Annotated in this window: 26 protein-coding genes; 14 read left to right on the top strand and 12 right to left on the bottom strand. The window is 67.7% G+C overall.

Annotated features, from left to right (window positions below; all coding sequences use genetic code 11):
- Positions 1-7: 7 nt before the first annotated feature.
- The 3 genes from D7006_RS18045 to D7006_RS18035 form a co-directional block, all read right to left on the bottom strand.
- Positions 8-259 carry a GlsB/YeaQ/YmgE family stress response membrane protein gene (locus D7006_RS18045; RefSeq protein ID WP_024280333.1) on the bottom strand — a complete coding sequence of 84 codons (252 nt, stop codon included), beginning with the start codon at positions 257-259 and terminating at the stop codon, positions 8-10.
- Positions 260-429: 170 nt separating this feature from the next.
- Complete coding sequence (gene ppdK, locus D7006_RS18040) at positions 430-3,087, bottom strand: pyruvate, phosphate dikinase (protein WP_237354030.1); 2,658 nt, start codon at positions 3,085-3,087, stop codon at positions 430-432.
- A gap of 120 nt (positions 3,088-3,207) precedes the next feature.
- Entirely contained in the window at positions 3,208-3,348 is a 141-nt protein-coding gene (locus tag D7006_RS18035) for a DUF3096 domain-containing protein (RefSeq protein ID WP_081762717.1), read from the bottom strand.
- Between the two features lie 429 nt (positions 3,349-3,777).
- On the opposite strand from D7006_RS18035, the gene D7006_RS18030 reads away from it, so the two are divergent.
- Complete coding sequence (locus D7006_RS18030) at positions 3,778-4,548, top strand: MBL fold metallo-hydrolase (protein WP_237354029.1); 771 nt, start codon at positions 3,778-3,780, stop codon at positions 4,546-4,548.
- A 264-nt stretch (positions 4,549-4,812) separates the two neighbouring features.
- Here the strand turns inward: D7006_RS18030 and D7006_RS18025 are convergent, their stop codons facing one another.
- From D7006_RS18025 to D7006_RS18015, 3 genes are all read right to left on the bottom strand, one after another.
- Entirely contained in the window at positions 4,813-5,754 is a 942-nt protein-coding gene (locus tag D7006_RS18025) for a TorF family putative porin (protein ID WP_229645313.1), read from the bottom strand.
- Positions 5,755-6,141: 387 nt separating this feature from the next.
- Complete coding sequence (locus tag D7006_RS18020; protein WP_237354028.1) at positions 6,142-6,939, bottom strand: protease inhibitor Inh/omp19 family protein; 798 nt, start codon at positions 6,937-6,939, stop codon at positions 6,142-6,144.
- A 137-nt stretch (positions 6,940-7,076) separates the two neighbouring features.
- Positions 7,077-8,033 (bottom strand): 2-hydroxyacid dehydrogenase, encoded by a 957-nt coding sequence (locus tag D7006_RS18015; RefSeq protein ID WP_237354027.1) that lies wholly within the window; start codon positions 8,031-8,033, stop codon positions 7,077-7,079.
- Between the two features lie 358 nt (positions 8,034-8,391).
- On the opposite strand from D7006_RS18015, the gene D7006_RS18010 reads away from it, so the two are divergent.
- From D7006_RS18010 to D7006_RS17990, 5 genes are all read left to right on the top strand, one after another.
- The gene (locus D7006_RS18010) at positions 8,392-9,465 is read left to right on the top strand and encodes an ABC transporter ATP-binding protein (RefSeq protein ID WP_237354026.1); all 1,074 of its coding nucleotides are present in this window, start codon (positions 8,392-8,394) and stop codon (positions 9,463-9,465) included.
- A 114-nt stretch (positions 9,466-9,579) separates the two neighbouring features.
- On the top strand, positions 9,580-10,893 hold the full coding sequence (locus D7006_RS18005) for an ABC transporter substrate-binding protein (protein WP_169123917.1): 1,314 nt from the start codon (positions 9,580-9,582) through the stop codon (positions 10,891-10,893).
- A gap of 272 nt (positions 10,894-11,165) precedes the next feature.
- Positions 11,166-12,017 carry a carbohydrate ABC transporter permease gene (locus tag D7006_RS18000; RefSeq protein WP_371745125.1) on the top strand — a complete coding sequence of 284 codons (852 nt, stop codon included), beginning with the start codon at positions 11,166-11,168 and terminating at the stop codon, positions 12,015-12,017.
- A 49-nt stretch (positions 12,018-12,066) separates the two neighbouring features.
- A complete protein-coding gene (locus D7006_RS17995) occupies positions 12,067-12,957 on the top strand; it encodes a carbohydrate ABC transporter permease (protein ID WP_169123916.1) in 891 nt (296 codons plus the stop codon).
- Positions 12,958-13,091: 134 nt separating this feature from the next.
- Positions 13,092-13,595 (top strand): TIGR00645 family protein, encoded by a 504-nt coding sequence (locus tag D7006_RS17990; RefSeq protein WP_210257855.1) that lies wholly within the window; start codon positions 13,092-13,094, stop codon positions 13,593-13,595.
- 84 nt (positions 13,596-13,679) lie between these two features.
- Here the strand turns inward: D7006_RS17990 and D7006_RS17985 are convergent, their stop codons facing one another.
- The 3 genes from D7006_RS17985 to D7006_RS17975 are packed head-to-tail and all read right to left on the bottom strand — an operon-like array spanning position 13,680 to position 17,337.
- Positions 13,680-15,158, bottom strand: coding sequence for a mannitol dehydrogenase family protein (locus D7006_RS17985; protein WP_237354024.1), 1,479 nt, complete (start codon positions 15,156-15,158; stop codon positions 13,680-13,682).
- Entirely contained in the window at positions 15,155-16,567 is a 1,413-nt protein-coding gene (uxaC, locus tag D7006_RS17980) for a glucuronate isomerase (RefSeq protein ID WP_237354023.1), read from the bottom strand. Before uxaC ends, D7006_RS17985 begins: the two co-directional genes overlap by 4 nt.
- Before the next feature lie 5 nt (positions 16,568-16,572).
- Positions 16,573-17,337, bottom strand: a complete 765-nt coding sequence (locus tag D7006_RS17975) for a GntR family transcriptional regulator (protein ID WP_237354022.1) — start codon at positions 17,335-17,337, stop codon at positions 16,573-16,575.
- A 135-nt stretch (positions 17,338-17,472) separates the two neighbouring features.
- Here D7006_RS17975 and D7006_RS17970 point away from each other — a divergent pair, with 135 nt between their 5' ends.
- From D7006_RS17970 to D7006_RS17940, 7 genes are all read left to right on the top strand, one after another.
- Entirely contained in the window at positions 17,473-19,005 is a 1,533-nt protein-coding gene (locus D7006_RS17970) for a UxaA family hydrolase (RefSeq protein ID WP_237354021.1), read from the top strand.
- 80 nt (positions 19,006-19,085) lie between these two features.
- Complete coding sequence (locus D7006_RS17965; protein ID WP_237354020.1) at positions 19,086-20,090, top strand: TRAP transporter substrate-binding protein; 1,005 nt, start codon at positions 19,086-19,088, stop codon at positions 20,088-20,090.
- A gap of 59 nt (positions 20,091-20,149) precedes the next feature.
- Positions 20,150-20,725: a TRAP transporter small permease gene (locus D7006_RS17960; RefSeq protein WP_229645320.1), complete on the top strand. Its 576-nt coding sequence runs from the start codon at positions 20,150-20,152 to the stop codon at positions 20,723-20,725.
- A gap of 15 nt (positions 20,726-20,740) precedes the next feature.
- The gene (locus tag D7006_RS17955) at positions 20,741-22,021 is read left to right on the top strand and encodes a TRAP transporter large permease (protein ID WP_229645321.1); all 1,281 of its coding nucleotides are present in this window, start codon (positions 20,741-20,743) and stop codon (positions 22,019-22,021) included.
- 44 nt (positions 22,022-22,065) lie between these two features.
- Entirely contained in the window at positions 22,066-22,905 is an 840-nt protein-coding gene (gene kduI, locus D7006_RS17950) for a 5-dehydro-4-deoxy-D-glucuronate isomerase (protein ID WP_237354019.1), read from the top strand.
- Entirely contained in the window at positions 22,902-23,663 is a 762-nt protein-coding gene (kduD, locus tag D7006_RS17945; protein ID WP_237354018.1) for a 2-dehydro-3-deoxy-D-gluconate 5-dehydrogenase KduD, read from the top strand. The genes kduI and kduD overlap by 4 nt, the downstream gene beginning before the upstream one ends.
- A 13-nt stretch (positions 23,664-23,676) precedes the next feature.
- On the top strand, positions 23,677-24,027 hold the full coding sequence (locus tag D7006_RS17940; RefSeq protein ID WP_237354017.1) for a cupin domain-containing protein: 351 nt from the start codon (positions 23,677-23,679) through the stop codon (positions 24,025-24,027).
- A gap of 3 nt (positions 24,028-24,030) precedes the next feature.
- Here D7006_RS17940 and D7006_RS17935 read toward each other — a convergent pair whose 3' ends face one another.
- The 3 genes from D7006_RS17935 to D7006_RS17925 all read right to left on the bottom strand — a co-directional run bounded on the left by D7006_RS17935 (position 24,031) and on the right by D7006_RS17925 (position 24,959).
- Entirely contained in the window at positions 24,031-24,354 is a 324-nt protein-coding gene (locus D7006_RS17935) for a DUF167 family protein (RefSeq protein ID WP_237354016.1), read from the bottom strand.
- Between the two features lie 10 nt (positions 24,355-24,364).
- Complete coding sequence (locus tag D7006_RS17930; protein WP_169123907.1) at positions 24,365-24,655, bottom strand: YggT family protein; 291 nt, start codon at positions 24,653-24,655, stop codon at positions 24,365-24,367.
- Positions 24,656-24,752: 97 nt separating this feature from the next.
- Positions 24,753-24,959, bottom strand: a complete 207-nt coding sequence (locus tag D7006_RS17925) for a hypothetical protein (RefSeq protein WP_229645325.1) — start codon at positions 24,957-24,959, stop codon at positions 24,753-24,755.
- A 213-nt stretch (positions 24,960-25,172) separates the two neighbouring features.
- On the opposite strand from D7006_RS17925, the gene D7006_RS17920 reads away from it, so the two are divergent.
- Positions 25,173-26,126, top strand: a complete 954-nt coding sequence (locus D7006_RS17920; protein ID WP_169123906.1) for an acetyl-CoA carboxylase carboxyltransferase subunit alpha — start codon at positions 25,173-25,175, stop codon at positions 26,124-26,126.
- Positions 26,127-26,200: the final 74 nt, after the last annotated feature.

Genomic DNA, 26,200 nt, shown 5'->3' with positions numbered 1-26,200 from the left:
CGGGCGGTCAGCCTCTGACTGCCCGTGCCCCGGCAATGAGGATGCAGGCACCCACGAAGCCGGCGACGAGATAGCCGAGCCAGCCTGCAAAGCCCACGCCCAGCAGCCCGAACAGGAAGCTGGCGATGGCGGCGCCGATGATGCCGAGAATGATGTTGGTGAAGAGGCCTGTGTCGCTCTTCATAAACATGGAGGCGAACCACCCGGCAAAGCCGCCGATGATGATGGCGGCGATCCAGCCCACTTGCGCCTCTTGCATGGTGTCCCTCCGATGTACCGCCCCGCTCGCGTGGGGGCGCGGAGGAAACGGTACAGCAGCCCAACGGTTCCGGCCACGCTCGCGAATGGACAGCAAAAAGGCCGCCCGGAGGCGGCCTTTTCAGAATCAGGCTCTGTGCCGCGCGGTCTGTTCGCGCGGCGACAGGCGGCTCACTTCTTCAGCGCCGCCTGCGCCGCCGCGAGGCGGGCGATCGGCACGCGGAAGGGCGAGCAGGACACGTAGTTGAGCCCCACCTCGTGGCAGAAGGCCACCGAGGCCGGATCACCGCCATGCTCGCCGCAGATGCCGAGCTTGATGTCGGGACGCGACTTGCGGCCACGCTCCACGCCGATCTTCACCAGCTCGCCCACGCCGTCCACGTCGATGGAGACGAAGGGGTCCACCTCCAGGATGCCCTTCTGGACATAGGGGCCGAGGAAGGTGCCGGCGTCGTCGCGGGACACGCCGAAGCAGGTCTGGGTGAGGTCGTTGGTGCCGAAGGAGAAGAATTCGGCGCCCTTGGCGATCTCCTCCGCCCGCAGGGCGGCGCGGGGCAGCTCGATCATGGTGCCCACCTGGAAGGTGAGGGTGGCGCCGGTCTCCTGCTCCACCGCCTTGGCGGTGTCGCGGATCACCTTGTCAACGATGTCGAACTCGGCCTTGGTGGCGATGAGCGGCACCATCACCTCGGGGACCACCGCCTCGCCGGTCGACTTGGCGGCGATCACCGCCGCCTCGAAGATGGCGCGGGCCTGCATCTCGGCGATCTCGGGGAAGGCGATGGCGATGCGGCAGCCGCGGAACCCGAGCATCGGGTTCACTTCGTGCAGCTCCTTGTAGCGCCGCTCCACCCGCTCGATGTCCACGCCGAGGCTTTTCGCCACCTCAGCCGTCTCCTCCGCCGTGTGGGGGAGGAACTCGTGCAGCGGCGGGTCGAGCAGGCGGATGGTGACCGGCAGGCCCTTCATGATCTCGAACAGCTCGACGAAATCGTCGCGCTGCATGGGCAGCAGCTTGGCCAGCGCCGAGCGGCGGCCGGCCTCGTCGTCGGCGAGAATCATCTCGCGCACGGCGAGGATGCGGCCGGCGTCGAAGAACATGTGCTCGGTGCGCGACAGGCCGATGCCCTCGGCGCCGAACGAGCGAGCCATGCGGGCGTCCGCCGGGGTCTCGGCATTGGCGCGGACCTTGAGCTTGCGCACCTTGTCGGCCCAGCCCATCAGGGTCGCGAACTCGCCGGAGAGTTCCGGCTGGAGCATCGCCACCTCGCCCGCCAGCACCTGGCCGGTGCCGCCGTCGATGGTGATGAGGTCGCCCTTCTTGAAGGTCTGGCCGTTCACGGTCAGCGTCTGGGCCGCATTGTCGATGCGCAGCGCACCGGCGCCGGAGACGCAGGGCTTGCCCATGCCGCGCGCGACCACGGCCGCGTGGGAGGTCATGCCGCCGCGCGCCGTGAGGATGCCCTGGGCGGCATGCATGCCGTGGATGTCCTCAGGGCTCGTCTCGACGCGGACGAGGATGACCTTGCGGCCCTGCTCCTTCCACGCCTCGGCCTCATCCGCCGAGAACACGATGGCGCCGGCCGCCGCGCCCGGGGAGGCGGGCAGACCCGTGGCGATCACCTTGCGCTCGGCCTTGGGATCGATGGCGGGGTGGAGAAGCTGGTCCAGCGCCGCGGGATCGACCCGGCCGACGGCCTCCTGCTCGGTGATGAGCCCTTCCGCGGCCAGCTCCACGGCGATGCGCAGGGCCGCCTTGGCGGTGCGCTTGCCGGAGCGGGTCTGGAGCATCCACAGCTTGCCCTTCTCCACCGTGAACTCGAGGTCCTGCATGTCACGGTAGTGGTTCTCGAGCACATGCGAGATGCGCTCGAACTCCTTGAAGGCGTCGGGGAGGGCGACTTCCATGGAGGGCTTGTCGGAGCCGGCGGCCTTGCGGGCCTTCTCGGTGAGGTCCTGCGGGGTGCGGATGCCCGCCACCACGTCCTCGCCTTGAGCGTTCACCAGGAACTCGCCATAGAGCGCGTTCTCGCCGGTGGAGGGATTGCGGGTGAAGGCGACGCCGGTGGCCGACGTCTCGCCCATGTTGCCGAACACCATGGACTGCACGTTCACCGCCGTGCCCCAGCTCTCGGGAATCGAGTGCAGGCGACGGTAGGTGATGGCGCGGGCGTTCATCCAGGACGAGAAGACGGCGCCGATGGCGCCCCAGAGCTGCTCGTGCGGGTCCTGCGGGAAGGGCTTGCCGAGCTGCGACTCGACCTTCGCCTTGTACTTCACCACCAGGGCCGCCCAGTCGTCGGCCGAGAGGTCGGTGTCGAGGGTGTGGCCATGCTGGAGCTTGTAGTGCTCCAGGATCTCCTCGAAGTGGTGATGGTCCACGCCGAGCACCACGTCGGAATACATGGTGATGAAGCGGCGGTAGCTGTCATAGGCGAAGCGCCGGTCGGCGAGACGGGCCACCGCGTCCACGGTGGCGTCGTTGAGGCCGAGGTTCAGCACCGTGTCCATCATGCCGGGCATGGAGGCGCGGGCGCCCGAGCGCACCGAGACGAGCAGCGGGTTCGCCGCATCGCCGAACGCCTTGCCGGTGAGCTGGCCCACCTGGGCGAGCGCGGCTTCCACCTCGCCCTTCAGCTCGGCCGGATAGGTCTGGCCGTGGGCGTAATAATAGGTGCACACCTCGGTGGTGATGGTGAAGCCGGGAGGAACGGGCAGGCCGAGGTTGGACATCTCGGCGAGGTTCGCGCCCTTGCCGCCGAGAAGATTCTTCATGTCGGCTTTGCCCTCGGCCTTGCCGTCGCCGAAGGTGTAGACCCATTTCGTCATGTGGGTGGCCCTGTGGGTGGAATGTGCAGAGTGGCGGGATGCTTTAACGTGCAGCGCACAAAGCATCAACTGGGCAATCGGACGGCCGTTCCCGCGCCGCCCTGCTGAAGCCGCGGGCGATCAGTGCCCCATGAGGCCCGTGACGCCCACGATGATGAGGTAAATGGCGACAAGCACGTTCAGAAGTCGCGGGAAGGCGAGGATCAGCACGCCTGCAATCAGCGCGACCGCCGGCTGAACGATGACCATGTTGAAAGACATTGTGAAGCCTCCCCTTTCGTCCGGGCGGCCCGAACTGCCTCCGTCGCCGCCGCGGCGCACGATTGCCGATCCGGGGCGCAAGGTCCATGGGGTCATGGGGGCCGTGGCGCGGGGACCGGGCGCGAGGTTGTACCCGGCGCGGGATGCGCCTCACGGTGCCGTTACGTGCGACGACATTGCGCGGGCGGTGCAACACGGCACAATCCCTTCATCCGCATTTCGCCGGACCATCCGCGCGCACGCCTGCCACCGCCGGTGCCCGGCAGGCCGGGGAGGGCGCGACCGCTGGGAGCCGCCATGCCCGCCCCGTCCTCTGGCCCATCCTCTGCCGCGTCTTCCCCTCATGCCGTTGCGGCCCCGCCGCGATCACGTCCGCGTCGCGGTGGGGGACGAGCGCGTGCGCTCCTCGCCGCGACCGCTTTCGGGCTGATGGCGCTGTCGGCAGGGACCGCGCTGGCGCAGCCGGAAAAATGCCCGCGCATGGTGGCCGAGCGGCCCAAGGTGCGGCTTGCGGCACTGGACGCGGCCACGCTGCGGCTCGCCGAGGCGGCGGGGCCGGTGCACCTGACTTTCATCGGCCATGCGAGCTTCCTCATCGAAAGCCCGGCCGGGGTCAGCATCGTCACGGACTACAACGATTATGTGCGGGCGAATCTGGTGCCGCGCATCGTCACTATGAACCACGCCCACGACACCCATTACACGGACGCACCCGACCCCGGCATCGAATATGTTCTGAGGGGCTGGGGGCGGGACGGGGCGCCGGCGCACCATGAGGTGACGGTGGAGGACGTGTGGATCCGCAACGTCCCCACCAACGTCCGCCGCGGGGCGGGCACGGAATATGACGGCAATTCCATGTTCGTGTTCGAGGTGGCGGGCGTGTGCATCGCCCATCTCGGCCACCTGCACCACCTTCTGACCAAGGACCACCTGGAGGCGCTGGGCCGGATCGACGTGGTGCTGGCGCCGGTGGACGGCTCCTACACGCTCGATCTCGAAGGCATGGTGGAGGTGCTGAAATCCATCAACGCGCCGCTGGTCATCCCCATGCACTATTTCAGCCAGTACGGGCTGGAGCGCTTCCTCGCCCGGCTGGGGCAGGAATGGACGGTCCAGCGCGCCACCGAGCCGTTCGTGCTGCTCAGCCGGGAGACCCTGCCCAAGACCCGCACGGTGCTGGTGCTGCCGGGGCGGTAAAGCGGGGAAGGCAGGCGAGCGTCCGAAGGATATGCGTGACCGTCATCGCCCGCCTTGTGCGGGCGATCCACGGCTCGGCCGGGCTGTCATGTCGAGACCCGGCACCGCACTTGCGGACCGGTGGATGCCCCGGACGCGCCGGGGCATGACAGCTCGGAGCAGTCGGGACACCCGCCCGGAGCCCTTTCCCCAAAAGAAAAAGGCGCCGCGCAGAGCGCGACGCCTTTGTTCAGTCTCGACCCGGGTCAGGCGACCCGGCCGACCTCACTTGAGAGCGAGGAAGGTGGTGTCGAAGGAGAGGCTGGCCACGTAGCGGTCGCCGCAGACGTTCTGCAGGCCCGAGATCACGCCGCAGGTGCCGAGGGGGGCGAAGCCGACGCCGGACACGTAGGACGGGCTCGAGGTGAGGGTGCTGCCGTAGTAGCGCAGATCGAGGGTGGCAGCCTTGTAGGTGAAGGCGACGCCCACGTTCCAGGTGGTGTAGGAGGGCAGCTCGTAGTTGGCGACGAAGATGTTGCCGAGGTCGGTCTGGCCGAGCCACTGATAGCCGAGCTCACCCGACACGTAGAAGCCGACGTCCTTGACCGGGCTCCACTTGGTGAAGTCGATCTTGGCAGTGCCCGAAAGGTAGGTGCCGGTGGAGCCGGAGCCTGCATAGCTGTTGGTGTAGTAGAGGTTGCCGCCGACGGTGAACACGTCGTTGATGACGTAGGTCGGCTTGAAGTAGATTTCCCAGTAGTCGATGTTCACCGACGGGACGCCAGCGCCCAGCGTGTTCACGCCGATCTCGCCGGGATAGTAGTAGTAGACGAAGCCGACGTCGGCGGTGAAGGCGCCCCAGGTGTGGCGCAGGCCGCCGTACAGGTCGATCTCAGCCGAGGCGTCGGTCAGGCCGGTGAAGCCGCCGAACTGGTTGAGCGGGGGGAAGTCGACGTTCGAGGCGAAGATGCCGGCGTAGATCCAGTCGAAGAGGCGCAGCTCGGCATAACCCTGGACGGTGGGGTTGCCGTCGGTCTGCGAGATGCCGCGGAACACGTAGTCGGTGCCGAGCTTCACGCCGAAGGCGACGTCCCACAGGGGGGTCGGATCGGGCGCCGGAGCGGCCTTCACGGGCATGGGCGAGCTCAGGTCCGCGGCGCCAGCGGCACCCACGGAAGCGGCTCCGGCCAAGAGCATGGAAGCGGCAACGACTGCAATCTTGTTCATAACGGTTTTCCCCGCAGCGATCTGGAATGATAAAAATCAGGTCGCGGCTTCAAGTCCAATGCGAAATTTGAGGCAGCGAATGCATTCGCTTTAGGCAAAGTGTTGGAATTGCTGGATTCTGCTGTTGCATCGTTGCAACGCACTGTCCCGAAACGGTACGGCGGCCCGTTCCTGCCAGGAAAATGATGTGCCGTGAAAGGGATCGGGCGCCTCAAAAAGGCCATGCTGCGGGTACCCTGATCCGGTCGGGTGACGCTTTCCGATCACACGGTTTGTCACACAGGGGACTCACGGGTGTGACTCGCGGGAGTGACCAACGGGCAGGTCATGCCGGCTGGCGGGAACTGCCGGCAAACGTTTCCCCCCGCTGGCGGGGCCGGATGAATGTCAGGGCCGCGTCATCAGCAGCGGACGCCCGCGTTCCGGCGTGCGGGCCCAGCCGCCGTCCTCCTGCCGGGCGAAGCGGATGACCGAGGCGCCACCCTCGCCACGGACGATGATGTTGCCGCCCTCGATGTCCCAGGCGGTGGGACCGAAGCGCAGCAAGGCCGCGTCGCAGCCGGTGGCAATGTTCAGGCGGAACCCGCCGCCCTTGGCCGGCGAATCAAGGAAGGTCACCCGGCACACGGGCGCCCCGGCCTGTCGGGCGAGATCCCAGTCGCCCACCACCTCCTCCGGCCGCAGCTCGGTGGCGTCGGCCGTGGCGGGGTTGGCGAGGAAATACACGCCATCGCCTTCGCGCAGCGCCTCGTAGCTGCCGCCTGCACCCTCGGTGAATTCGGCCACGGTGCGGCCCTGCGCATTGAGCAGGCGGATCGAGCCGGAGGGATCGGGCAGCCAGGCGATGACCTGGGCGGAGAAGCCGATGTCGGCGCAGGCGGGCCGGTCGAACTCCACCGCGAGGCCGGGGCCGGAGGCATCGGGCTTCAGCGCGAAGGCGCAGCTGCGAGAACCGTCGGCGCTGGACAGGCGCAGCGGCGCCGCGATGCGGGCCGCCGCCTCACGCACAGTGGCATCGAGCTTCGGTGCCGCGGCGGGCGCCGGCGCCGGCTTGGCCGCCGGATCGGCCTTCTGCGCGAAAGCGGGCGTGATGGCGAACAGGCCGGCGAGCACGGGCGCGGCCAGCATCCGGCACAAGGGCACGCGGAGCATCCGGTCCATCGGAACGTCGTTCAGATCCGCCATGCTGCCCTCCACCACGACCGATGCCTCGACCGCCCCCTCCACGTTGCGCTGCGAGTCTAGCACCGCGCGGGCGGGGGATCATCAGGCACGCGCGCCGGCGCGATGGCCGGCGTGTCGCAGCCGAAGGGCGGCGCGGGTCAGCCGCGCGGCCAGGGCGTCTCGGCGACGGGGGTCAGCGGTCCCTTGCCGTCGAAGAAGGCGAGGATGTTGTCCACCACCAACTGGCCCATGGCCGTGCGGGTGTGGTGGGTGGAGGAGCCCACATGCGGCAGCAGCACCGTGTTTTCGAGGGCGAAGAACGCCTCGGGCACGTTGGGTTCGTCCTCGAACACGTCGAGGCCGGCGGCGAGGATGGTGCGCGACTGCAGCGCCGCGAGCAGCGCCGCCTCGTCCACCACGGTGCCGCGCGCCACGTTGATGAAGATGCCGTTGGCGCCCAGCGCCTCCAACACGTCCTTGTTGACGATGTGCTTGGTCGCCGGTCCGCCGGGGATGATGGCGACAAGGATGTCCACCGCCCGCGCCATCTCCACGAGGTCAGGATAATGGCGATAGGCCACGTCAGCCTGCGGACGCCGGCTGTGATAGACGACGGGCACGGCGAAGGCCTCCAGCCGCCTGGCGATGGCCTTGCCGATGCGGCCCATGCCGAGGATGCCGACGGTGCGGTCGCGCAGGGTGGGGCCGAGGGGATAGGCGCCCTTGGTCCATTGTCCCGAGCGCACGAAGCGGTCGCCTTGGGGGAGCTGCCGGACGGTGGCGAGCAGCAGGCCGAGGGTGAGGTCGGCGACTTCCTCGTTCAGCACGTCCGGCGTGTTGGTGACGATGACGCCGCGCTTTGCCGCCGCTGCCGCGTCCACCGTGTCGTAGCCGACGCCGAAATTGCTGACGATCTTGAGATTCGGCAGGCGCGCCATGAGGGCGTCGTCCACCTTCGTCTTGCCGCGGGTGGCGATGGCCTCGACCGCGCCGGCATTGCTCTCGTCGAGGGCGTCCAGGGGCACGAGGGTGAAGCGGCCGGAAAGCTGGCGCTCGACGACCTCCTCCATCACGGGGCCGGTTAGGAGCAGGGCCGGGCGGGCGGCATCGGTCATGGCAGGTCTCCGCTAGGGCGGCTGGGCAGGGGAAGAAACGGATGGGTCACCGGCGGGCAGGCGGGAGCGGTGCCCCGCGAACCCCGCGCCGATGCCCGCGGAGCGCGACCGGAAACGGCTGCCTCATCCGCGGGAGGGGTATGTCTAGACCGATCTCAGACCTTCGTCCAATGGAGCTTCAATCGTTTTAAATTTCCACTTGATCCCGTTCTCGCCTCGCACCATGATCGCGCCGCGTTCCGGAAGGGATGCCCGGCCGGAGGTCTGTTCCGGCCCAAGAATCGAAACGGCTGCATCGGGCAAGGTCCTCAAGGGCCCCCGCGCGGTACGAGGAAACGGCGAGGGGAGAGGACGCTGCATGGCGACCGTGGACATTCGCGGTGTGAAGAAGGCCTATGGATCGACGCAGGTCATCCATGGCGTGGACGTGGACATCCGCGACGGTGAGTTCGTGGTCCTGGTCGGCCCCTCGGGCTGCGGAAAGTCCACGCTGCTGCGCATGATCGCCGGCCTGGAAAACATCTCCGGCGGCGAGATCCTCATCGGCAATCGCGTCATCAACGAGATGCCGCCGAAGGAACGGGACATCGCCATGGTGTTCCAGAACTACGCGCTCTATCCGCACATGACGGTCGCGGACAATATGGGCTTCTCGCTGAAGCTGCGCAAAGCCCCGAAGTCCGAGATCGAGAGCCGGGTCCAGCGCGCGGCGGAGATCCTCAACCTCACCAAGCTGCTCGACCGCTACCCGCGCCAGCTCTCCGGCGGCCAGCGCCAGCGCGTGGCCATGGGCCGCGCCATCGTGCGCGATCCGCAGGTGTTCCTGTTCGACGAGCCGCTCTCCAATCTCGACGCCCAGCTGCGCGTGCAGATGCGCACCGAGATCAAAGAGCTGCACCAGCGGCTGAAGACCACCACCGTGTACGTCACCCACGACCAGATCGAGGCCATGACCATGGCCGACAAGATCGTGGTGATGCACGACGGCATCGTGGAGCAGATCGGCGCCCCGCTCGATCTCTACGACCGGCCGGCCAACCAGTTCGTCGCCGGCTTCATCGGCTCGCCCTCCATGAACTTCGTCAGGGGCAAGGTGCGGCTCGGCGCCAATCCCATGCTGGTGACGGACAGCGGCGTCGAGGTGCCCCTGCCGGACGCGCAGGGCCTCTCCGACGGGCAGAAGGTGGTCTACGGCCTGCGTCCCGAGCACATCCGTCTCGATCCCGCGGGCGTGCCGGCGCAGGTTGTCGTCACCGAGCCCACCGGCTCGGAGATCCTCGTCGTCGCCCGTCTCGGCGAGGGCGGCGATGCGCAGGAGATCACCTGCCTGTTCCGCGAGCGGCTGAGCTTCAGCCCCGGCGAGGTCATCCGCATCGCGCCGCAGCCGGGCCTCACACATCTTTTTGACGAGGCGACCGGAAGTCGGCTCTGACAAGGTCCGTTACCGTGCCGGGGCCCCCGGCACGATCAGGGGGAAAGAAGACCGTTCGAGACTGTCGTCCGAAACGGCCCGTCCTCGAGGAAACGCTTCACGGGAGGAAGACCAATGACCATTTCCAGACGTGACCTTCTCATGGGCGGCGCGGGCCTTGCGGCCGGCGCCATGGCCCTGCCCATGCTCTCCACCAAGGAGGCCATCGCCCAGGCCGTCGCCAAGTTCCAGCCGGAGGCCGGCGCCTCCCTGCGCCTGCTGCGCTGGTCGCCGTTCGTGAAGGGCGAGGAAGACGCCTGGATCGCCAACACCAAGAAGTTCACCGAAGCTACCGGCATCGATGTGCGCATCGACAAGGAGAGCTGGGAGGACATCCGTCCCAAGGCCGCCGTCGCCGCCAATGTGGGCTCGGGCCCGGACATCGTGTGGGTGTGGTTCGACGACGCCCAGCAGTATCCCGACAAGCTGCTCGACGTGACCGAGCTCGCCACCAGCCTCGCCGGCCAGTATGGCGGCTATTACCCGGCCTCCCAGGCCTATGCGACGGTCAACGGCCGCTTCGTCGGCCTGCCGCTCGCCACCATCGGCAATGCGGTGGTCTATCGCGACAGCTGGGTGAAGCAGGCCGGCTTCTCCGAATTCCCGAAGGATACCAAGGGCCTTCTCGAACTCGGCAAGGCGCTCAAGGCCAACAACCACCCGATGGGCTTTACCCTCGGCCACGGCGTGGGCGACGGCAACAATTTCTGCCACTGGGTGCTGTGGAGCCACGGCGGCAAGATGGTGGACGAGGGCGGCAAGGTCGTCATCAACTCGCCGGAGACCGTCGCCGGCCTGAAATATGTGGCCGAGCTCTACAAGACCTTCATTCCGGGCACCGAGAGCTGGCTCGACGTCAACAACAACCGCGCCTTCATCGCCGGTGACCTGTCGGTGACGGCGAACGGCGTGTCGGTCTATTACGCGGCGGCCAACGACCCCAAGCTCGCCGAGATGGCGGCGGACATGAAGTCCACCAACTTCCCTGTCGGCCCGATCGGCAAGAAGGTGGAGCTGCACCAGACCACCACCGCCTGTATCTTCAAGTATTCGAAGTTCCCCAAGGCGGCGCAGGCCTATCTGGCCTTCATGTTCCAGGCCGACCAGTACAATGCCTGGCTCACCGGCGCGAGCGCCTATTGCTGCCAGACGCTGAAGAGCTTCGCCAACAACCCGGTGTGGACCTCCAAGCCCATCCACGCCGCTTACGCGCTCGCCTCCGAGACGCTGCAGCCGAACGGCTATGCCGGTCCGCTCGGGCCGAAGTCGGCCGCGGCCATGGCCGACTGGATCGTGGTGGACATGGTGGCGGAAGCCGCCACCGGCCAGCGCACGCCGGAAGAAGCCGCCAAGCGCGCCCAGCAGCGCGCCGAGCGCATCTACCGCTGAGGCGGGACTGATGCCTTCATCCTCCTCCCCTCTACCCTCGCGGGAGAGGGGCTGGGGGTGAGGGGGCCGGTGCGGGTGGGGGCGCAACCCCTCACCCGTCTCGCGGCGGCGCCGCGATCCACCCTCTCCCGCAAGGGGAGAGGGGCTTCGAGTCAGAAAGAAAAGCTTCCGGAGACCCATCCATGGCTAACGTCGCAGCGGCTGAGCCGACCCACAAGCGGTCCTTCTGGGCCGGCATCGGGCAGGGCCGGCATGTGCTCGGCATCGCCTTCATGGTGCCGGCAGCCGTCTTCCTGCTGTTCTTCCTCACCTATCCCCTCGGCCTCGGCGTCTGGCTCGGCTTCACCGACACCCGCATCGGCCGCGAGGGCGTGTTCATCGGCCTTGAGAACTACCAGTCGCTCTGGGGGGACAGCCTGTTCTGGCTGGTGGTGTTCAACACGCTCCTCTACACCATCGCCGCTTCGATCCTGAAGTTCGGCCTCGGCCTGTGGCTGGCGCTGCTGCTCAACGAGAACCTGCCGTTCAAGGCCTTTTTCCGCGCCGTGGTGCTGCTGCCGTGGGTGGTGCCCACCGTGCTCTCGGCCATCGCCTTCTGGTGGATCTTCGACAGCCAGTATTCGATCATCTCCTGGGCGCTGATCAAGATGGGGCTCATCTCCGCGCCCATCAACTTCCTCGGCGACGTCACCAATGCCCGCGCCTCGGTCATCGCGGCCAATGTCTGGCGCGGCATTCCCTTCGTCGCCATCTCGCTGCTGGCGGGCCTGCAGACCATCTCGCCCTCCCTGCACGAGGCGGCGACGCTGGACGGCGCCACCAACTGGCAGCGCTTCCGCTACATCACGCTGCCCATGCTCTCGCCGATCATCGCGGTGGTGATGACCTTCTCGGTGCTGTTCACCTTCACCGACTTCCAGCTGATCTACGTGCTGACCCGCGGCGGCCCGCTGAACTCCACTCATCTCATGGCGACGCTCTCCTTCCAGCGCGCCATTCCCGGCGGCTCGCTGGGCGAGGGCGCGGCCATCGCGGTGGCCATGATCCCCTTCCTGCTGGCGGCGATCCTGTTCAGCTATTTCGGCCTGCAGCGCCGCAAGTGGCAGCAGGGCGGGGCCGACTGAGCCCGCCCTTCAAGCCCGCGCGCCGCCCCCCAATTCTGCGAGGACCACCATGGCCCAGCCCCAACCCACACCGATGACCGACAATTCCACGGGCATGAGCTATCTCGACAGCCTGCCCCGGCGTGTCGTCACCGTCTTCCTGCCGCTCCTCGTCTTCGTCTTCGTGCTGCTGTTCCCGTTCTACTGGATGGCGATCACCGCCGTTAAGCCGAACTTTCAGCTCACGGACTACAACAACTACTCGCCGCTCTGGGTGGTGCAGCCGACGCTGGACCACATCAAGTACCTGCTGTTCGAGACCTCCTATCCGCACTGGCTGTGGAACACGGTCTACATCTCGGTGGCGGCCACCGTCATCTCGCTGGTGACCAGCGTGTTCGCGGCCTACGCCATCGAGCGCCTGCGCTTCAATGGCTCGCGCTGGGTCGGCCTCGGCATTTTCCTCGCTTATCTGGTGCCGCCGTCGATCCTGTTCATCCCGCTCGCCATCATGGTGTTCGGCCTCGGCATCTACGACACCAAGCTGGCGCTGATCCTCACCTATCCCACCTTCCTCGTGCCCTTCTCCACCTGGCTGCTGATGGGCTATTTCCGCTCCATCCCCTTCGAGCTGGAGGAATGCGCGCTGGTGGACGGCGCCTCGCGCTGGCAGATCCTCATCAAGGTGCTGCTGCCGCTCTCGGTGCCGGGGCTGATCTCGGCCGGCATCTTCTCCTTCACCCTGTCGTGGAACGAGTTCATCTACGCCCTCACCTTCATCCAGTCGTCGGAGAACAAGACCGTGCCGGTGGGCGTGCTCACCGAGCTGGTGCGCTCGGACGTGTATGAATGGGGATCGCTGATGGCCGGCGCCCTCATCGGCTCGCTGCCGGTGGTGATCCTCTATTCCTTCTTCGTGGACTACTACGTGTCGTCCATGACCGGAGCGGTGAAGGAGTAGGGCACGCCCCTCGGGCGCGGGGGACGCCGCGCCCAAACGCCAATATGTCCGCTTGCCCTCGTGCGCGAGCCGTGGCAACCCTTGCCGCGGCTCGTTGCGGTGCATCATGCGCCGGAGGAAGCGGGGAGAAGGGGATGATCGAGCGGGTGATCGAAGGGATTTTGTTCCGCAGCCGCTGGATTCTCGCGCCCTTCTATGTCGGCCTCGTCGTGGGCATGCTGGTGCTGCTGTTCAAGTTCGGCCACGAGCTGCTGCACTTCGTGCTGCACGCGGTCGCGGCCACCGAGAGCGACATCATCCTCGGCATCCTGGCCCTCGTGGACCTGACGCTCACCTGCAACCTCGTGGTGATCGTCATCTTCTCCGGCTACGAGAACTTCGTCTCCAAGATCGATCCGAACGGCCATCCCGACTGGCCGGACTGGATGACGCGGGTGGACTTCACCGGCCTCAAGCAGAAGCTGCTGGCCTCCATCGTCGCCATCTCGGCCATCCAGCTGCTCAAGGCGTTCATGAACCTCGACAAGGGGACCATGAGCGAGAACACGCTCATGTGGCTGGTCATCATCCACGTGGTGTTCGTGGGCTCGAGCCTCGTGCTGGCCTGGTCGGACAGTCTCTCCAACAACAAGCACTGAGCGGCGCGGGCGGCCTGTATGCCATCGGCCCCGGTCTCTGACTGGCGCCGAGAGGGCTCGCTCAGGTGCCGCGCGGACTTGGACTCACCCGCCCGCCATCTCCTCCACCGTCGCCGCAGCCCCGCGCGCCATGAGGCGGGCGAGGGCGTCGCGCACCGGGCCGGCGAAGCGCGGGTCGGCGCCGAGGTCGGCGAACACCTCCCGCACGGAGAGAAGCGCCGGGGCGAGGCGGGTGGCATCGGGGCCGGCCTCGTCTGCCAGCGCCTTCAGGCGGGCGGCGAGGGGATCGCGCACGTCGATGGCATTGCCCTGCTCATCCCGCCCGGTCACGTAGCGCATCCATCCGGCGACGCCGAGGGCGAGGAGCGGAATGGGCGCCCCGGCGGCCAGCCGGTCGCGGGCGGTGGCGACGAGGCGCTGGGGCAGCTTCTGCGAGCCATCCATGGCGATCTGCCATGTGCGATGCCTGAGCGCCGGATTGGCGAATCGCTCGCGCAGCGCCCGTTTGTAGGCGGCAACATCCACGCCCGCGGGCAGATGCAGGGTCGGCGTCACCTCTTCGTCCTGGAGACGCGCGACGAGCCGTGCGAAAGCCGGCACCGCCATGGTGTCGGCGATGGTGGCATGGCCCGCGAGATAGCCGAGATAGGCGAGGGTGGAGTGCGCGCCGTTGAGCAGGCGCAGCTTCATGTGCTCGAACGGCTCCACGTCCGACACCAGCTCCACGCCCACCTCCTCCAGCGGCGGCCGGCCGAGGGGGAAAAGGTCTTCCACCACCCATTGGGTGAACGGCTCGGCCATCACCGGCCATGAGTCCTGAACCCCGAGCCCGGCGGCGACGAGCGCGCGGTCGTCGTCGGTTGTGGCGGGCACGATGCGGTCCACCATGGTGGAGGGAAAGGCGACCTCGCCGGCAACGAAGCGGCCGAGATCATCATCGCGCAGGGCCGCGAGGCGGGCGGTCACCCGCGCCACGGTCTTCCCGTTGGCCGGGAGATTGTCGCAGGTGAGCACGGTGAAGGGGGCGATGCCGGTGGCGCGGCGGCGGGCGAGCGCCTCCACCAAATAGCCGGGCGCGCTCACCGGGCGCTGCGGGCTGGCGAGATCGGCGCGGATGTCCGGGTGCGCCTCATCGAGCGAGCCCGAGGCGGGATCGTGACAATAGCCCTTCTCGGTGACGGTGAGGGTGACGATGCGCACGCGCGGATCGCACATGGCCGCCAACAGTGCCTCAGGATCGCGCGGCGCCACCAGCAACCGACGCAGGGATCCGATGACGCGCAGAGCGTCCCCCGCGCCGGAGCGTTCGGCGAGGGTGTAGAGCCCATCCTGCGGATCGAGCGCGTCGGAGGTGTCGGGCGAGCGCAGGCTGGCGCCGCAGATCGCCCAGCCCGTGTGCCCGCGCCCGAGGATGGCATCGAGATAGGCCGCCTGATGGGCGCGGTGGAAGGCGCCGACGCCCAGGTGCACCACCCCCACCTCGGCCGCCGCGATGTCATAGGCCGGGCGGGCGACGGCGGCGGGCAGGTCGGCGAGGGTCGAAAGCGAGAGCCGCGGGCTCAAAGCTTGTAGGCCTTCTTGGCGAGGCCGTAGGCGAGATCGCGCGCCACCTCCACCGCCTCGTCCTCGTCCAGCCGATGCTCGCACACGAGTTCGGCGAGGAAGCCGCAATCGATGCGCCGGGCCACGTCGTGGCGGGCGGGGATGGAGGGGAAGGCGCGGGTGTCGTCGTTGAAGCCCACGGTGTTGTAGAAGCCTGCGGTCTCCGTGGTCATGGCGCGGAAGCGCTTCATGCCCTCCGGGCTGTCGTGGAACCACCAGGCCGGGCCGAGCCGCAGCGCCGGATAGTGGCCGGCCAGCGGCGCCAGCTCGCGGGCATAGCTCGTCTCATCCAGCGTGAAGAGGATGAGCGTGAGGCCGGCTTCGTTGCCGAAGCGGTCCAGCAGCGGCTTCAGCGCACGCACATATTCGGTGGGGGAGGGGATGTCGGCCCCCTTGTCCCGGCCGAAGCGGGCGAAGATCTGGCCGTTATGGTTGCGCACCGCGCCGGGATGGATCTGCATCACGAGTCCGTCCTCTAGGCTCATGCCCGCCATCTCCGTGAGCATCTGGCCCCGGAACAGCTCGGCGTCCTGCGCGCTCACGGGGGCATTGCCGGTGACACGGCGGAACAGCGCCTCGGCCTCGTGCGGGGGAAGGTCGAATGTCGCGGCGGTGGGGTGGCCGTGGTCGGTGGAGGTGGCGCCGAAGGTCTTGAAGAAGGCGCGCCGCTTGCGGTGGGCGGCGAGATAGCCGGACCAGGAGAAAGTGTCCTCGCCGGTGATCTCACCGAAGCGTGCGAGATTGGCGGTGAAGCCCTCGAACTCCGGGTCCACCACCGGGTCCGGCCGATAGGCCGTCACCACGCGCCCGCCCCAGCCGCTGGCGCGGATTTCCGCATGGGCGGCAAGGTCGTCCAGCGGGCTCTCGGTGGTGGCGATCACCTCGATGTTGAAGCGCTCGAACAAAGCGCGGGGCCTGAACGCCTCCTGCTGCAGCTTCTCGGCGATGAGATCATAGGCGGCATCCGCGGTCCTCTCGCTGAGCCGCTCCTCGAGCCCGAAGAGGGTGGCGAAGGCATGGTCCAGCCATGCCCGCGTGGGGGTGCCGCGAAACAGGTGATAGTTGGCGGCGAACAGCCGCCAGATGGCCCGCCCATCCTGCTCCGTGGCGCCGCCATCCGCGCGGGGAACGCCGAGCTTTTCCAGCGGGATGCCCTGGCTGTAGAGCATGCGGAACACATAATGGTCCGGCACCACGAAAAGCCGCGCGGGATCGGGGAAGTTCTCGTTGAAGGCGTACCAGCGCGGGTCGGTGTGGCCGTGGGGCGAGACAATGGGCAGCGCCTCCACCTCCGCATAAAGCCGGCGCGCCACCGCGCGCACGGACGGATCGGCGGGCAGGAGGCGATCGGGATGGATGAGGCTGGACACGGAACTCACCTCGCGTTCACGGCATCGGCGGGCACGCCTTCCGCCTCGAAATAATCGGGATGGGCGGCGCCCAGATCCTCGACGCTGGGGATGACCCGGCCGAGATGGGCCGCCATGGCCTTCTCCGCCCCGTCCGCATCGCCCTCGCCGATGGCGTCGGCCACGGTCTGGTGCTCGGCGATGACGCTGGCGCGGCGCTGGGGGGAGGGAAGGGTGAGCAGGCGGCAGCGGTCCACATGCGCCTTTTCCTGCCGGATGACCCGCCAGATGTTGGGATGTCCGGCGAGTTCCGCGATGATCTGGTGGAAGGCCTCGTCGGCGGCGTGAAACTCCGCCAGCGCCCCGGCCCGGTGGGCGGCGCGCTGCTGGCGCAGGGTGGCGACGAGCGGCGCCATCACCTGTCGCCGCGCCTTCTCCGGCAGCGACGCTACATGGGCGGCCGCTTCGCGCACGCTGGTGCGCTCCAGCGCGTTGCGGATGATCATGGCGTCGCGCACCTCCGGCACGGAGATGCGCGAGACGAAGGTGCCGTACTGGGGAAAGATGTCCACCAGCCGCTCGTCGGCGAGCTTCAGGATGGCCTCGCGCACCGGCGTGCGGCTGACGCCGTAGGCAAGCGCGATCTGCTTTTCCTGGAGCGGCGCGCCGGGCGGAAGGGTCATGGCCACGATGTCGTCGCGCAGGGCGGCGTGGATGCGCGATGAGGCCGGCACCGCACGGACATTCTCGCTGCGAAGCGCCGGCCTGCGCCTGAGATCCGCCCCCGTCACCACCACCGTTCCAGCCTCCCCCGGCAGCCTGCCCGCTCTTGCGGCGTCTTCCGTACTAATATATTAGCATATCAAGAGCGTCAACGAAGGCGCGGGCCCGGAGGGGCCGAGGCTAAGGGTCGGGGAGACGTGCTCATGGGGATGGAGGCGGGCATCGCGCCGCGCACCCTTCGGCTTTCTACGAAGGACAATCTGGCGGTGGCGCTGGACGAGGTCGCGTCCGGCGCGTCGGTCGCGGGCGTCGTTGCCATCCAGCGCATTCCGCGCGGCCACAAGGTGGCCATCGAGCCCATTCCCGCCGGCGCACCCGTGGTGAAGTTCGGCCAGATCATCGGCTTCGCCAGCGAAGACATCGCCCCCGGCGCCCACATCCACACCCACAATGTGGTGCTGCACGATTTCGCCCGCGACTACGCCTTCGCCGCCGATGCCCGCGACGACGCGCTGCTGCCGGAGGCGGAGCGCACGCACTTCATGGGCTTCCGCCGGTCCAACGGGCGCACCGGCACGCGCAACTATCTCGGCATCCTCACCAGCGTGAACTGCTCGGCCTCGGTGGCCCGCTTCGCGGCGCAGGCGGCCGAGCGCTCCGGCATTCTCAGCGAGTTTCCGGGCATCGACGGCATCGTGCCCATCATCCACGGCACCGGCTGCGGCATGGCCTCAAAGGGCGAGGGCTATGACGTGCTCTCGCGCACACTGTGGGGCTATGCCACCCACCCCAACTTCGCCGCGGTGGTGATGGTGGGGCTCGGTTGCGAGATGTTCCAGATCGCCCGCTTCAAGCAGGAATACGGGGTGGAGGAGGCGGACGGATTCCGCACCCTCACCATTCAGGACGAGGGCGGCACGCGCCGCACGGTGGAGCACATCCTAGGTACGCTGAAGGAGATGGCGCCCCGCGCCGCCGCCGCACGGCGGCAGGCGCGGCCGGCGTCGGAGATCGTGCTGGCCCTGCAATGCGGCGGCTCTGACGGCTATTCGGCCCTCACGGCGAACCCCGCGCTTGGCGTCGCTTCCGACCTGCTGGTGGCGCAGGGCGGCACGTCCATCCTTTCCGAGACACCGGAAATCTACGGCGCCGAGCACCTCCTCACCCGCCGGGCCGCGACCCGCGAGGTGGGCGAGAAGCTGGTTGCCCGCATCAAGTGGTGGGAAGACTACACCGCCCGCAATGCGGGGGAGATGAACAACAATCCCTCGCCGGGCAACAAGGCCGGCGGGCTCACCACCATCCTGGAAAAGTCGCTGGGCGCCGCCGCCAAGGGCGGCTCCTCGACCCTGCGCGCGGTCTATGAATATGCCGAGCCGGTGACGGATGCCGGCTTCGTCTTCATGGATACCCCCGGCTACGATCCAGTGGCCGCCACCGGGCAGGTGGCGGGCGGGGCGAACGTCATCTGCTTCACCACCGGCCGCGGTTCCGCCTTCGGTGCCAAGCCCACACCGTCCATCAAGCTCGCCACCAATTCCGACATCTATCGCCGGATGGAAGGGGACATGGACATCAATTGCGGCGACGTGCTCGACGGCGTGTCGCTGGAAGAAAAGGGCCGCGAGATCTTCGACAAGGTGCTGGCCGTCGCCTCGGGCGCCCACACCAAGTCCGAGGAGCTTGGCTATGGCGATGCCGAGTTCGTGCCCTGGCAGATCGGCGCGGTGATGTGATCGCCGCGCGCGTTGGAAGTGAACGGCCGCAAAGGCCGCAATAAGCGGAAAAATCCGCTGGACACACAGGGAGAACGCCCATGCTGACACGACGCCGACTGACCTCCCGCGCCGTTGCCCTTACGCTATCGGGGCTGGCGCTCTCCGGCCTTGCGCTCTCGGCGCTGCCGGCGATGGCCCAGACTACGCTGCGGTCCGCCGACATCCACCCGGATGGCTACCCCACCGTCGACTCCGTCAAGTATTTCGGCGAGATCATCGAGAAGAAGTCGAACGGCAAGTACAAGGTGCAGGTCTTCTCCTCCGGCCAGCTCGGCGGCGAGAAGGACACCATCGAGCAGACCCGCTTCGGCGTCATCGATCTCAACCGCGTCAACACCGCGCCGTTCAACAATTTGATCCCCGAGACGGCGGTGCTTGGCATGCCGTTCCTCTTCCGCTCCACCGACCACATGTACAAGGTGGTGGACGGGCCGATCGGCGCGGAGATCGCCAAGGCCTTCGAGCCCCACGGCCTCGTGGTGCTGGGCTTCTTCGATTCCGGCGCCCGCTCCATGTACAATTCCAAGAAGCCCATCAAGACGCTCGACGACATGAAGGGCATGAAGATCCGCGTGCAGCAGTCGGACCTCTTCATCGGCATGATCAACGCGCTCGGCGCCAATGCGACGCCCATGCCCTTCGGCGAACTCTACTCCGCACTGCAGACCGGCCTCGTGGACGGTGCCGAGAACAACTATCCCTCCTACGATTCCGTGAAGCACTACGAGGTGGCGAAGTATTATTCGCTCACCGAGCATTCGCTGGCGCCGGAGGTGTTCGTGATGTCGAAGCGCGCCTTCGACAAATTGAGCCCCGACGACCAGAAGATGTTCAAGGAGGCCGGGCTTGAGGCCACCAAGAAGATGCGCGAGCTGTGGGCCAAGCGCGATGCGGAGGCCAAGGATCGCGTGGTCAAGGGCGGCGCCCTCATCAACGAGGTGGACAAGAAGCCCTTCATCGATGCGATGAAGCCGGTCTACGACAAGTTTGTCACCACCGACAAGATGAAGGACCTCGTCGCCCGCATCCGGGCGGTGAACTGAAGGCGCGGCACCGGCCGGGCCTTCAGCGGCCCGGTCGTTGTCCGGGGAGGCGCAGCGGCATGAGCAGTCAGTCCAGCCATCGTTCCAGCCGGGCCGGAAAGGCCGAGGGGCCGTTGCCGCTGCTCGCCTTGAGGCGGGTGGTCCGCCTGCTCTCGGGAACGGCGCTGTGGATCTCCGGGGCAGGCCTCGTCGCCATGACGGCGGCGGTGTTCTGGCAGGTGATCGGCCGCTACGTGCTGAATGCCTCGCCGAGCTGGACCGAGCCGCTGTCGCTGCTGCTCATGAGCTGGTTCATCCTGCTGGGCGCGGCGGTGGGCGTGCGCGAGAACATGCATCTCGGCTTCGAGATCGGCCTGCATTTCGCCGCGCCGCCGGTGCGCCGCGCCATGGAGATCGCAACCCATGTGCTGGTGATGGGCTTCGGCGGCGCCATGGCCTGGTATGGGTGGGACCTCGCCATGGGCACCTGGAGCGCCAAGATGGCGGGCGTGGACCTGCCCCAAGGCGTCGACTACCTGCCGCTGGTCGGCGGCGGCGCGCTCATCTGCCTGTTTTCGTTCGAGCGGCTCCTCACCGACCTCACCGAGGGGCGAGTACCCGAGGTGCCGCTCGCCCATGTCCACACCGTGGAATGACGCCGGAACAGACCCATGGCCATCACCATCCTCTTCGGCGTCTTTTCGCTGCTCCTGCTCGTCGGCACGCCGGTGGCCTTCTGCCTCGGCCTCGCCTCGCTCGCGACCGTGCTCTATCTCGATCTGCCGCCGGTGGTGGTGTTCCAGCAGCTGAATTCCGGCATGAACGCCTTTTCCATGCTGGCCATCCCCTTCTTCATCTTCGCCGGTGACCTGATGATGCGCGGCGGCATCGCCGACCGGCTCATCGGCATGGCGGCCAGCCTCGTCGGGCATCTGCGCGGCGGCTTGGGCCAAGTGAATGTGGTGGCCTCCACCCTGTTCGGCGGCATATCCGGCTCGGCGGTGGCGGATGCCTCGGCCATCGGCGGCATCATGATCCCCCAGATGGCCCGCCACGGCTACGCCAAGGACTATGCGGTCAACGTGACGGTGAACTCGGCCATCATCGCGCTGATGATCCCGCCGTCGCACAACATGATCATCTATTCCCTGTCGGCGGGGGGCACGATCTCCATCGCCGACCTGTTCACCGCCGGCATCATGCCCGGCCTGCTGCTCGCCGCGGCGATGATGATCACGGCCTATGTGGTGGCGCGCAATCGCGGCTATCCCGCCGGCACCTTCCCAGGCTGGCATGCGGTGCTGCGCTCGGTGGTGGCGGCCATCCCCGGCATCATGCTCATCGGCATCATCTTCGGCGGCGTGCGCTCGGGCATCTTCACCGCGACGGAAAGCTCGTGCATCGCCGTCATCTATGCGCTGCTGGTGACGACCCTCGTCTATCGCGAGATGCACTGGGCCGGCTTCGTGGAGGCGACGCTGGGCGCGGTGCGCACCACGGCCATGGTGCTGCTCGTCATCGGCACGGCGGCGTCCTTCGGCTGGCTCATGGCCTTCCTGCAGGTGCCCAAGGCCACCATCGAGATGATGCAGGCCATCTCCTCGAACCCCTACGTCATCCTGCTGCTCATCAACATCATCCTGCTGATCCTCGGCACCTTCATGGACATGGCGCCGATGATCATCATCTGCACCCCCATCTTCCTGCCGCTGGTGAAGGCCTTCGGCATCGATCCCGTGCATTTCGGGGTGATCCTGATCCTCAACGCCGGCATCGGGCTGAACACGCCGCCCGTGGGCTCGGTGCTGTTCGTGGGCTGCGCCGTGGGCAAGATCACCATCGGCGAGGCCATGAAGACCATCTGGCCCTTCTTCGGCGCCTCCATCGCGGTGCTGATGATCGTCACCTATGTGCCGGCGGTGTCGCTCTGGCTGCCGGCCGCGTTCCGCTAGTCCCCGTTCTGCTCGTCCCTGTTCTCCTGCCCCGAGACTGCCCCATGATGATCGACGTGCGCCACGTGCACCACCAGGAGGCCGCGCGCGGCTTCGACACCGAGGCGCTCCGGCGCAACTATCTGGTGGAACGCCTGTTCGAGCCGGGCATGGTGCTGCTCACCTACAGCCATGTGGAGCGCTTCGTCATCGGCGGGGCCACGCCCGTCACGGTGCCGCTGGCGCTGGAGAGCGACAAGGCGACCATCGGCTCGCCGAACTTCCTCGACCGGCGGGAACTGGGCGTCTTCAACATCGGCGGCGCCGGCAAGGTGAGCGTGGACGGCGTTGTCCATGCGCTGGGGCACCGGGACGCGATCTATGTGCCCATGGGCACGAAGGAAGTTCTGTTCATCTCGGACAGCGCCGATGTGCCGGCCCGCTTCTATCTGCTCTCCACCCCGGCCCACGCGCGCCACGAGACCAAGGTGGTGCGGATCGCGCAAGCCAAGAAGATGCTGCTGGGCGAGGCCGCCACTGCCAACCGGCGCACCATCTACCAGATGATCCACCCGGACGTGGTGACCTCCTGCCAGCTGGTGATGGGCATGACCCAGCTGGACGAGGGGAACGTCTGGAACACCATGCCCTGCCACGTCCATGACCGGCGCTCGGAGGTCTATCTCTATTTCGACCTCATGGCGGACGCCCGCGTCATCCACCTGATGGGCCAGCCGACCGAGACGCGCCATATCGTGGTGGCGGACGGGCAGGCGGTGATCTCGCCGCCCTGGTCCATCCATTCCGGCTGCGGCACGCGCGCCTACACCTTCATCTGGGGCATGGGCGGCGACAATATCGACTATACGGACATGGACATGGTTGCCATGGACCAACTGAAGTGAGTGTCGTGACTCCGTTTGATCTGTCCGGCCGCAGGGCCGTCGTCACCGGCGCCAATACCGGCCTCGGCCAGGCCATCTGCGTCGCGCTCGCCGCCGCCGGCGCGGGCGTCGTGGGGGTCGGCCGCTCCGCGATGGACGAGACGGCCGCATTGGTGACGGCTACCGGCGGCAGCTTCACCGCCGTCGCCGCCGACCTCGGCACGCTCCAGCCCATCGACCGCATCGTCTCCGAGGCGGAGATCGGCGGGCGGATCGATATCCTCGTCAACAATGCCGGCATCATCCGCCGCGCCGACGCCCTCGACTTCACCGAGACCGACTGGGACGAGGTGATGGACGTGAACCTCAAGTCCACCTTCTTCCTCACCCAGGCCTTCGCGCGGCGCATGCTGGCGGACGGGAAGGGCGGCAAGGTCGTCAACATCGCTTCGCTGCTCTCCTTCCAGGGCGGCATCCGCATTCCCTCATACACGGCCAGCAAGAGCGGGCTGGCCGGCCTCACCCGGCTGCTCGCCTGCGAATGGGCGGCGAAGGGCATCAACGTGAACGCCATCGCCCCCGGCTATTTCGTCACCAACAACACCGAGGCGCTGCGCGCGGATGCGGACCGCAACGCCGCCATCCTCGGCCGCATCCCGGCCGGCCGCTGGGGCGACCCGACCGACATTGGCGGCGCGGCGGTGTTCCTGTCGTCTCGCGCGGCGGATTATGTGCATGGCATCGTGCTGCCGGTGGACGGCGGCTGGCTGGCGCGCTGAAAGGACCCAAGACATGAGTGAAAAAGGCAGCGTCTTCGCCTTCGCCGAGACCACACCGGTGGAGGTGCTGGACGAGGTGGTGAGCCGGCAGATCCTCACCTTTAACGACGAGATCATGCTGGTCCGCGTCATCGCCCGCGCGCCAGGGCAGATGGGCGTGCCGCACAGCCATCCCCACACGCAGATCACCAGCGTGGAGAGCGGCGTGTTCGAGCTGACCATCGGCGGGCGCACCGAGCGGCTGAAGGCGGGGGACAGCTTCTATGTGCCCTCCGGCGTGCACCACGGAGCGGTGTGCATCGAGCCCGGCGTGCTGGTGGACGTGTTCACGCCCATGCGCGAGGATTTCGTGAAGCCCGCCTGAGGCTCATTTCCCCGCGGCGGCGGCGAGCTTCGCCGCGAGGTCCGGGCCATCGCCGGCAATGCGGAAGGTTTTCACCCGTGCCGTCGCGCCCGAGGTGAGCCGGACCTGAGAGGCGGCGACGCCCGCCGCGCCGGCCACCACCTTGGCCACGGCGGCGGTGGCGGCGCCATCCTCCGGCGCCACCCGCACGCGCACCTTCAGCACCTCCCGCCCGTCCGACAGGGCCGCGACACCGTCCACGGCATCGCGGCCGCCGCGCGGCGTCGCACGCACCGTCACCTCAACGCCGTCCGGCAGGACGCGCACGAAGGATGCGTCGGCCGCCACGGCGCCCGGCTCAGAACACGTAGGGGTAGATGTAGTAGGCGATGACTTGCTGCAGGAAGAAAATGAGGAGGATCAGCACCATCGGCGACAGGTCGATGCCGCCCAGATTGGGCAGCAGGTTGCGGATGGGCGCCAGCAGCGGCTCCGTCACCCGGAACAGGAACTCGCCCACGTTCCGCACGAACGAGTTGTACGGATTGACGACGTTGAATGCGACCAGCCAGGACAGCACGGCCGCGGCAATGAGGATCCAGACATAGAGCTGGAGAACGACAAGGATAACGTCGAGCAGCGCGCGCATCGTCGGAAGGGTCCCCGGGAAGTGGCGTGCCAGCAATAGCCCCAGCAGCCCCTCCGGAACAAGGCCGGCCGCCGGCCCCCGTCGCCGGCCGGCTGCGTCAGCCGGTCGCGTCCGGGTCCTGCGGCTTGTCGGGATCGGGCAGGGCGCCGGCCCCCGGCGTCTTCTCGGGATCGGTCAATTGCGGCTTGGCATGCGGGCCGGCGGCCGGCTTCTGGCGCTGCGCCTCCACCCGGCGCTCCTCGGCCGTATCGGCGGGCGGGGGGCCCTCCTTGGCCTTCTGCGGCGTCGCGTCTTGCGGTTTCATGACAGCCTCCATGATGTCACCATGATTTGGGGACAACGCTTCTCGCTTCGGTTCCGTTGCAGCGTCGCCTTGCCTTTACGGCAGGGCCGCGCGACGGGCCTTTTGTTCGCGCCGCGCGCCGACTTGATCTGGCGACCTTGACTTGCCCGCGCGGCAAAGGCAGCTTCCCGCCGCTTTAGGGGGCGCCGACCTCCTCAAACCTCACGGACCCTCATGCGCAGCTATCTGGACTTCGAGAAGCCGGTTGCCGAACTCGAGGCCAAGGTGGAAGAGCTGCGTGCGCTCTCCTCTTCCGGCGACGGCGTGGCCATCACCGACGAGGTGGTGAAGCTCGAAGGCAAGGCACGCGACGCCCTTGTCGCGCTCTATGCGAATCTGACGCCCTGGCAGAAGACGCTGGTGGCCCGCCATCCGCAGCGGCCGCATTTCGCCGACTTCGCCCGCGGCCTGTTCGAGGACTTCACCCCGCTCGCCGGCGACCGCAAGTTCGGCGAGGACGAGGCCATCATCGGCGGCTTCGCCCGCTTCCGTGGCGAGGCGGTGTGCGTGCTCGGCCACGAGAAGGGCTCTTCCACCGAGACCCGCATCCGGCACAATTTCGGCATGGCCCGCCCCGAGGGGTATCGCAAGGCCGCCCGCATCATGGAGCTGGCCGACCGCTTCGGCGTGCCCATGATCTCGCTGGTGGATACCGCCGGCGCCTATCCCGGCATCGGCGCCGAGGAGCGCGGACAGGCCGAGGCCATCGCCCGCTCCACCGACGCCTGCCTCGCGCTCTCCGCGCCCAACGTGGCCCTCATCATCGGCGAGGGCGGCTCCGGCGGTGCCATTGCCATCGCCACCGCCAACAAGGTGCTGATGATGGAGCACGCCATCTACAGCGTGATCTCGCCGGAAGGCGCGGCCTCCATCCTGTGGCGCGACACCGCCAAGGCGCAGGACGCGGCCACCAACATGAAGATCACCGCGCAGGACCTGCTGAGGTTCGGCGTCATCGACGGCATCGTGAAGGAGCCCGCCGGTGGCGCCCACCGCGACCCGGATGCGGCCATCGCGGCGGCGGGCGACGCCATCGCCGATGCGCTGTCCTCCCTCGCCGGGCTCGACGGCCCCCAGGTCCGCAAGGCCCGCCGCGACAAGTTTCTCGCCATCGGCCGCTCCCTGTGAGGGGCGCGGTTTCGCGGCCACAGCGGTAAGGAATCCTTAACCATGGCGCTGCGGCATGGGGGATCGGCGCCGGT

The organism is Xanthobacter sp. YC-JY1, assembly GCF_021730305.1.
In the GTDB taxonomy this organism is placed as follows: Bacteria; Pseudomonadota; Alphaproteobacteria; order Rhizobiales; family Xanthobacteraceae; genus Xanthobacter; species Xanthobacter flavus.
Note: the sequence above shows the minus strand (reverse complement) of the source record. Positions and strands in the feature narration are given on the sequence as shown.

Excerpts from the sequence above, each read along its gene's own strand:
- D7006_RS18045 (WP_024280333.1), bottom strand. The coding sequence starts at position 259 with ATGCAAGAGGCGCAAGTGGGCTGGATCGCCGCCATCATCATCGGCGGC.
- ppdK (WP_237354030.1), bottom strand. The coding sequence starts at position 3,087 with ATGACGAAATGGGTCTACACCTTCGGCGACGGCAAGGCCGAGGGCAAA.
- D7006_RS18035 (WP_081762717.1), bottom strand. The coding sequence starts at position 3,348 with ATGTCTTTCAACATGGTCATCGTTCAGCCGGCGGTCGCGCTGATTGCA.
- D7006_RS18030 (WP_237354029.1), top strand. The coding sequence starts at position 3,778 with ATGGCGCTGTCGGCAGGGACCGCGCTGGCGCAGCCGGAAAAATGCCCG.
- D7006_RS18025 (WP_229645313.1), bottom strand. The coding sequence starts at position 5,754 with ATGAACAAGATTGCAGTCGTTGCCGCTTCCATGCTCTTGGCCGGAGCC.
- D7006_RS18020 (WP_237354028.1), bottom strand. The coding sequence starts at position 6,939 with ATGGCGGATCTGAACGACGTTCCGATGGACCGGATGCTCCGCGTGCCC.
- D7006_RS18015 (WP_237354027.1), bottom strand. The coding sequence starts at position 8,033 with ATGACCGATGCCGCCCGCCCGGCCCTGCTCCTAACCGGCCCCGTGATG.
- D7006_RS18010 (WP_237354026.1), top strand. The coding sequence starts at position 8,392 with ATGGCGACCGTGGACATTCGCGGTGTGAAGAAGGCCTATGGATCGACG.
- D7006_RS18005 (WP_169123917.1), top strand. The coding sequence starts at position 9,580 with ATGACCATTTCCAGACGTGACCTTCTCATGGGCGGCGCGGGCCTTGCG.
- D7006_RS18000 (WP_371745125.1), top strand. The coding sequence starts at position 11,166 with ATGGTGCCGGCAGCCGTCTTCCTGCTGTTCTTCCTCACCTATCCCCTC.
- D7006_RS17995 (WP_169123916.1), top strand. The coding sequence starts at position 12,067 with ATGGCCCAGCCCCAACCCACACCGATGACCGACAATTCCACGGGCATG.
- D7006_RS17990 (WP_210257855.1), top strand. The coding sequence starts at position 13,092 with ATGATCGAGCGGGTGATCGAAGGGATTTTGTTCCGCAGCCGCTGGATT.
- D7006_RS17970 (WP_237354021.1), top strand. The coding sequence starts at position 17,473 with ATGGGGATGGAGGCGGGCATCGCGCCGCGCACCCTTCGGCTTTCTACG.
- D7006_RS17965 (WP_237354020.1), top strand. The coding sequence starts at position 19,086 with ATGCTGACACGACGCCGACTGACCTCCCGCGCCGTTGCCCTTACGCTA.
- D7006_RS17960 (WP_229645320.1), top strand. The coding sequence starts at position 20,150 with ATGAGCAGTCAGTCCAGCCATCGTTCCAGCCGGGCCGGAAAGGCCGAG.
- D7006_RS17955 (WP_229645321.1), top strand. The coding sequence starts at position 20,741 with ATGGCCATCACCATCCTCTTCGGCGTCTTTTCGCTGCTCCTGCTCGTC.
- kduI (WP_237354019.1), top strand. The coding sequence starts at position 22,066 with ATGATGATCGACGTGCGCCACGTGCACCACCAGGAGGCCGCGCGCGGC.
- D7006_RS17940 (WP_237354017.1), top strand. The coding sequence starts at position 23,677 with ATGAGTGAAAAAGGCAGCGTCTTCGCCTTCGCCGAGACCACACCGGTG.
- D7006_RS17930 (WP_169123907.1), bottom strand. The coding sequence starts at position 24,655 with ATGCGCGCGCTGCTCGACGTTATCCTTGTCGTTCTCCAGCTCTATGTC.
- D7006_RS17925 (WP_229645325.1), bottom strand. The coding sequence starts at position 24,959 with ATGAAACCGCAAGACGCGACGCCGCAGAAGGCCAAGGAGGGCCCCCCG.
- D7006_RS17920 (WP_169123906.1), top strand. The coding sequence starts at position 25,173 with ATGCGCAGCTATCTGGACTTCGAGAAGCCGGTTGCCGAACTCGAGGCC.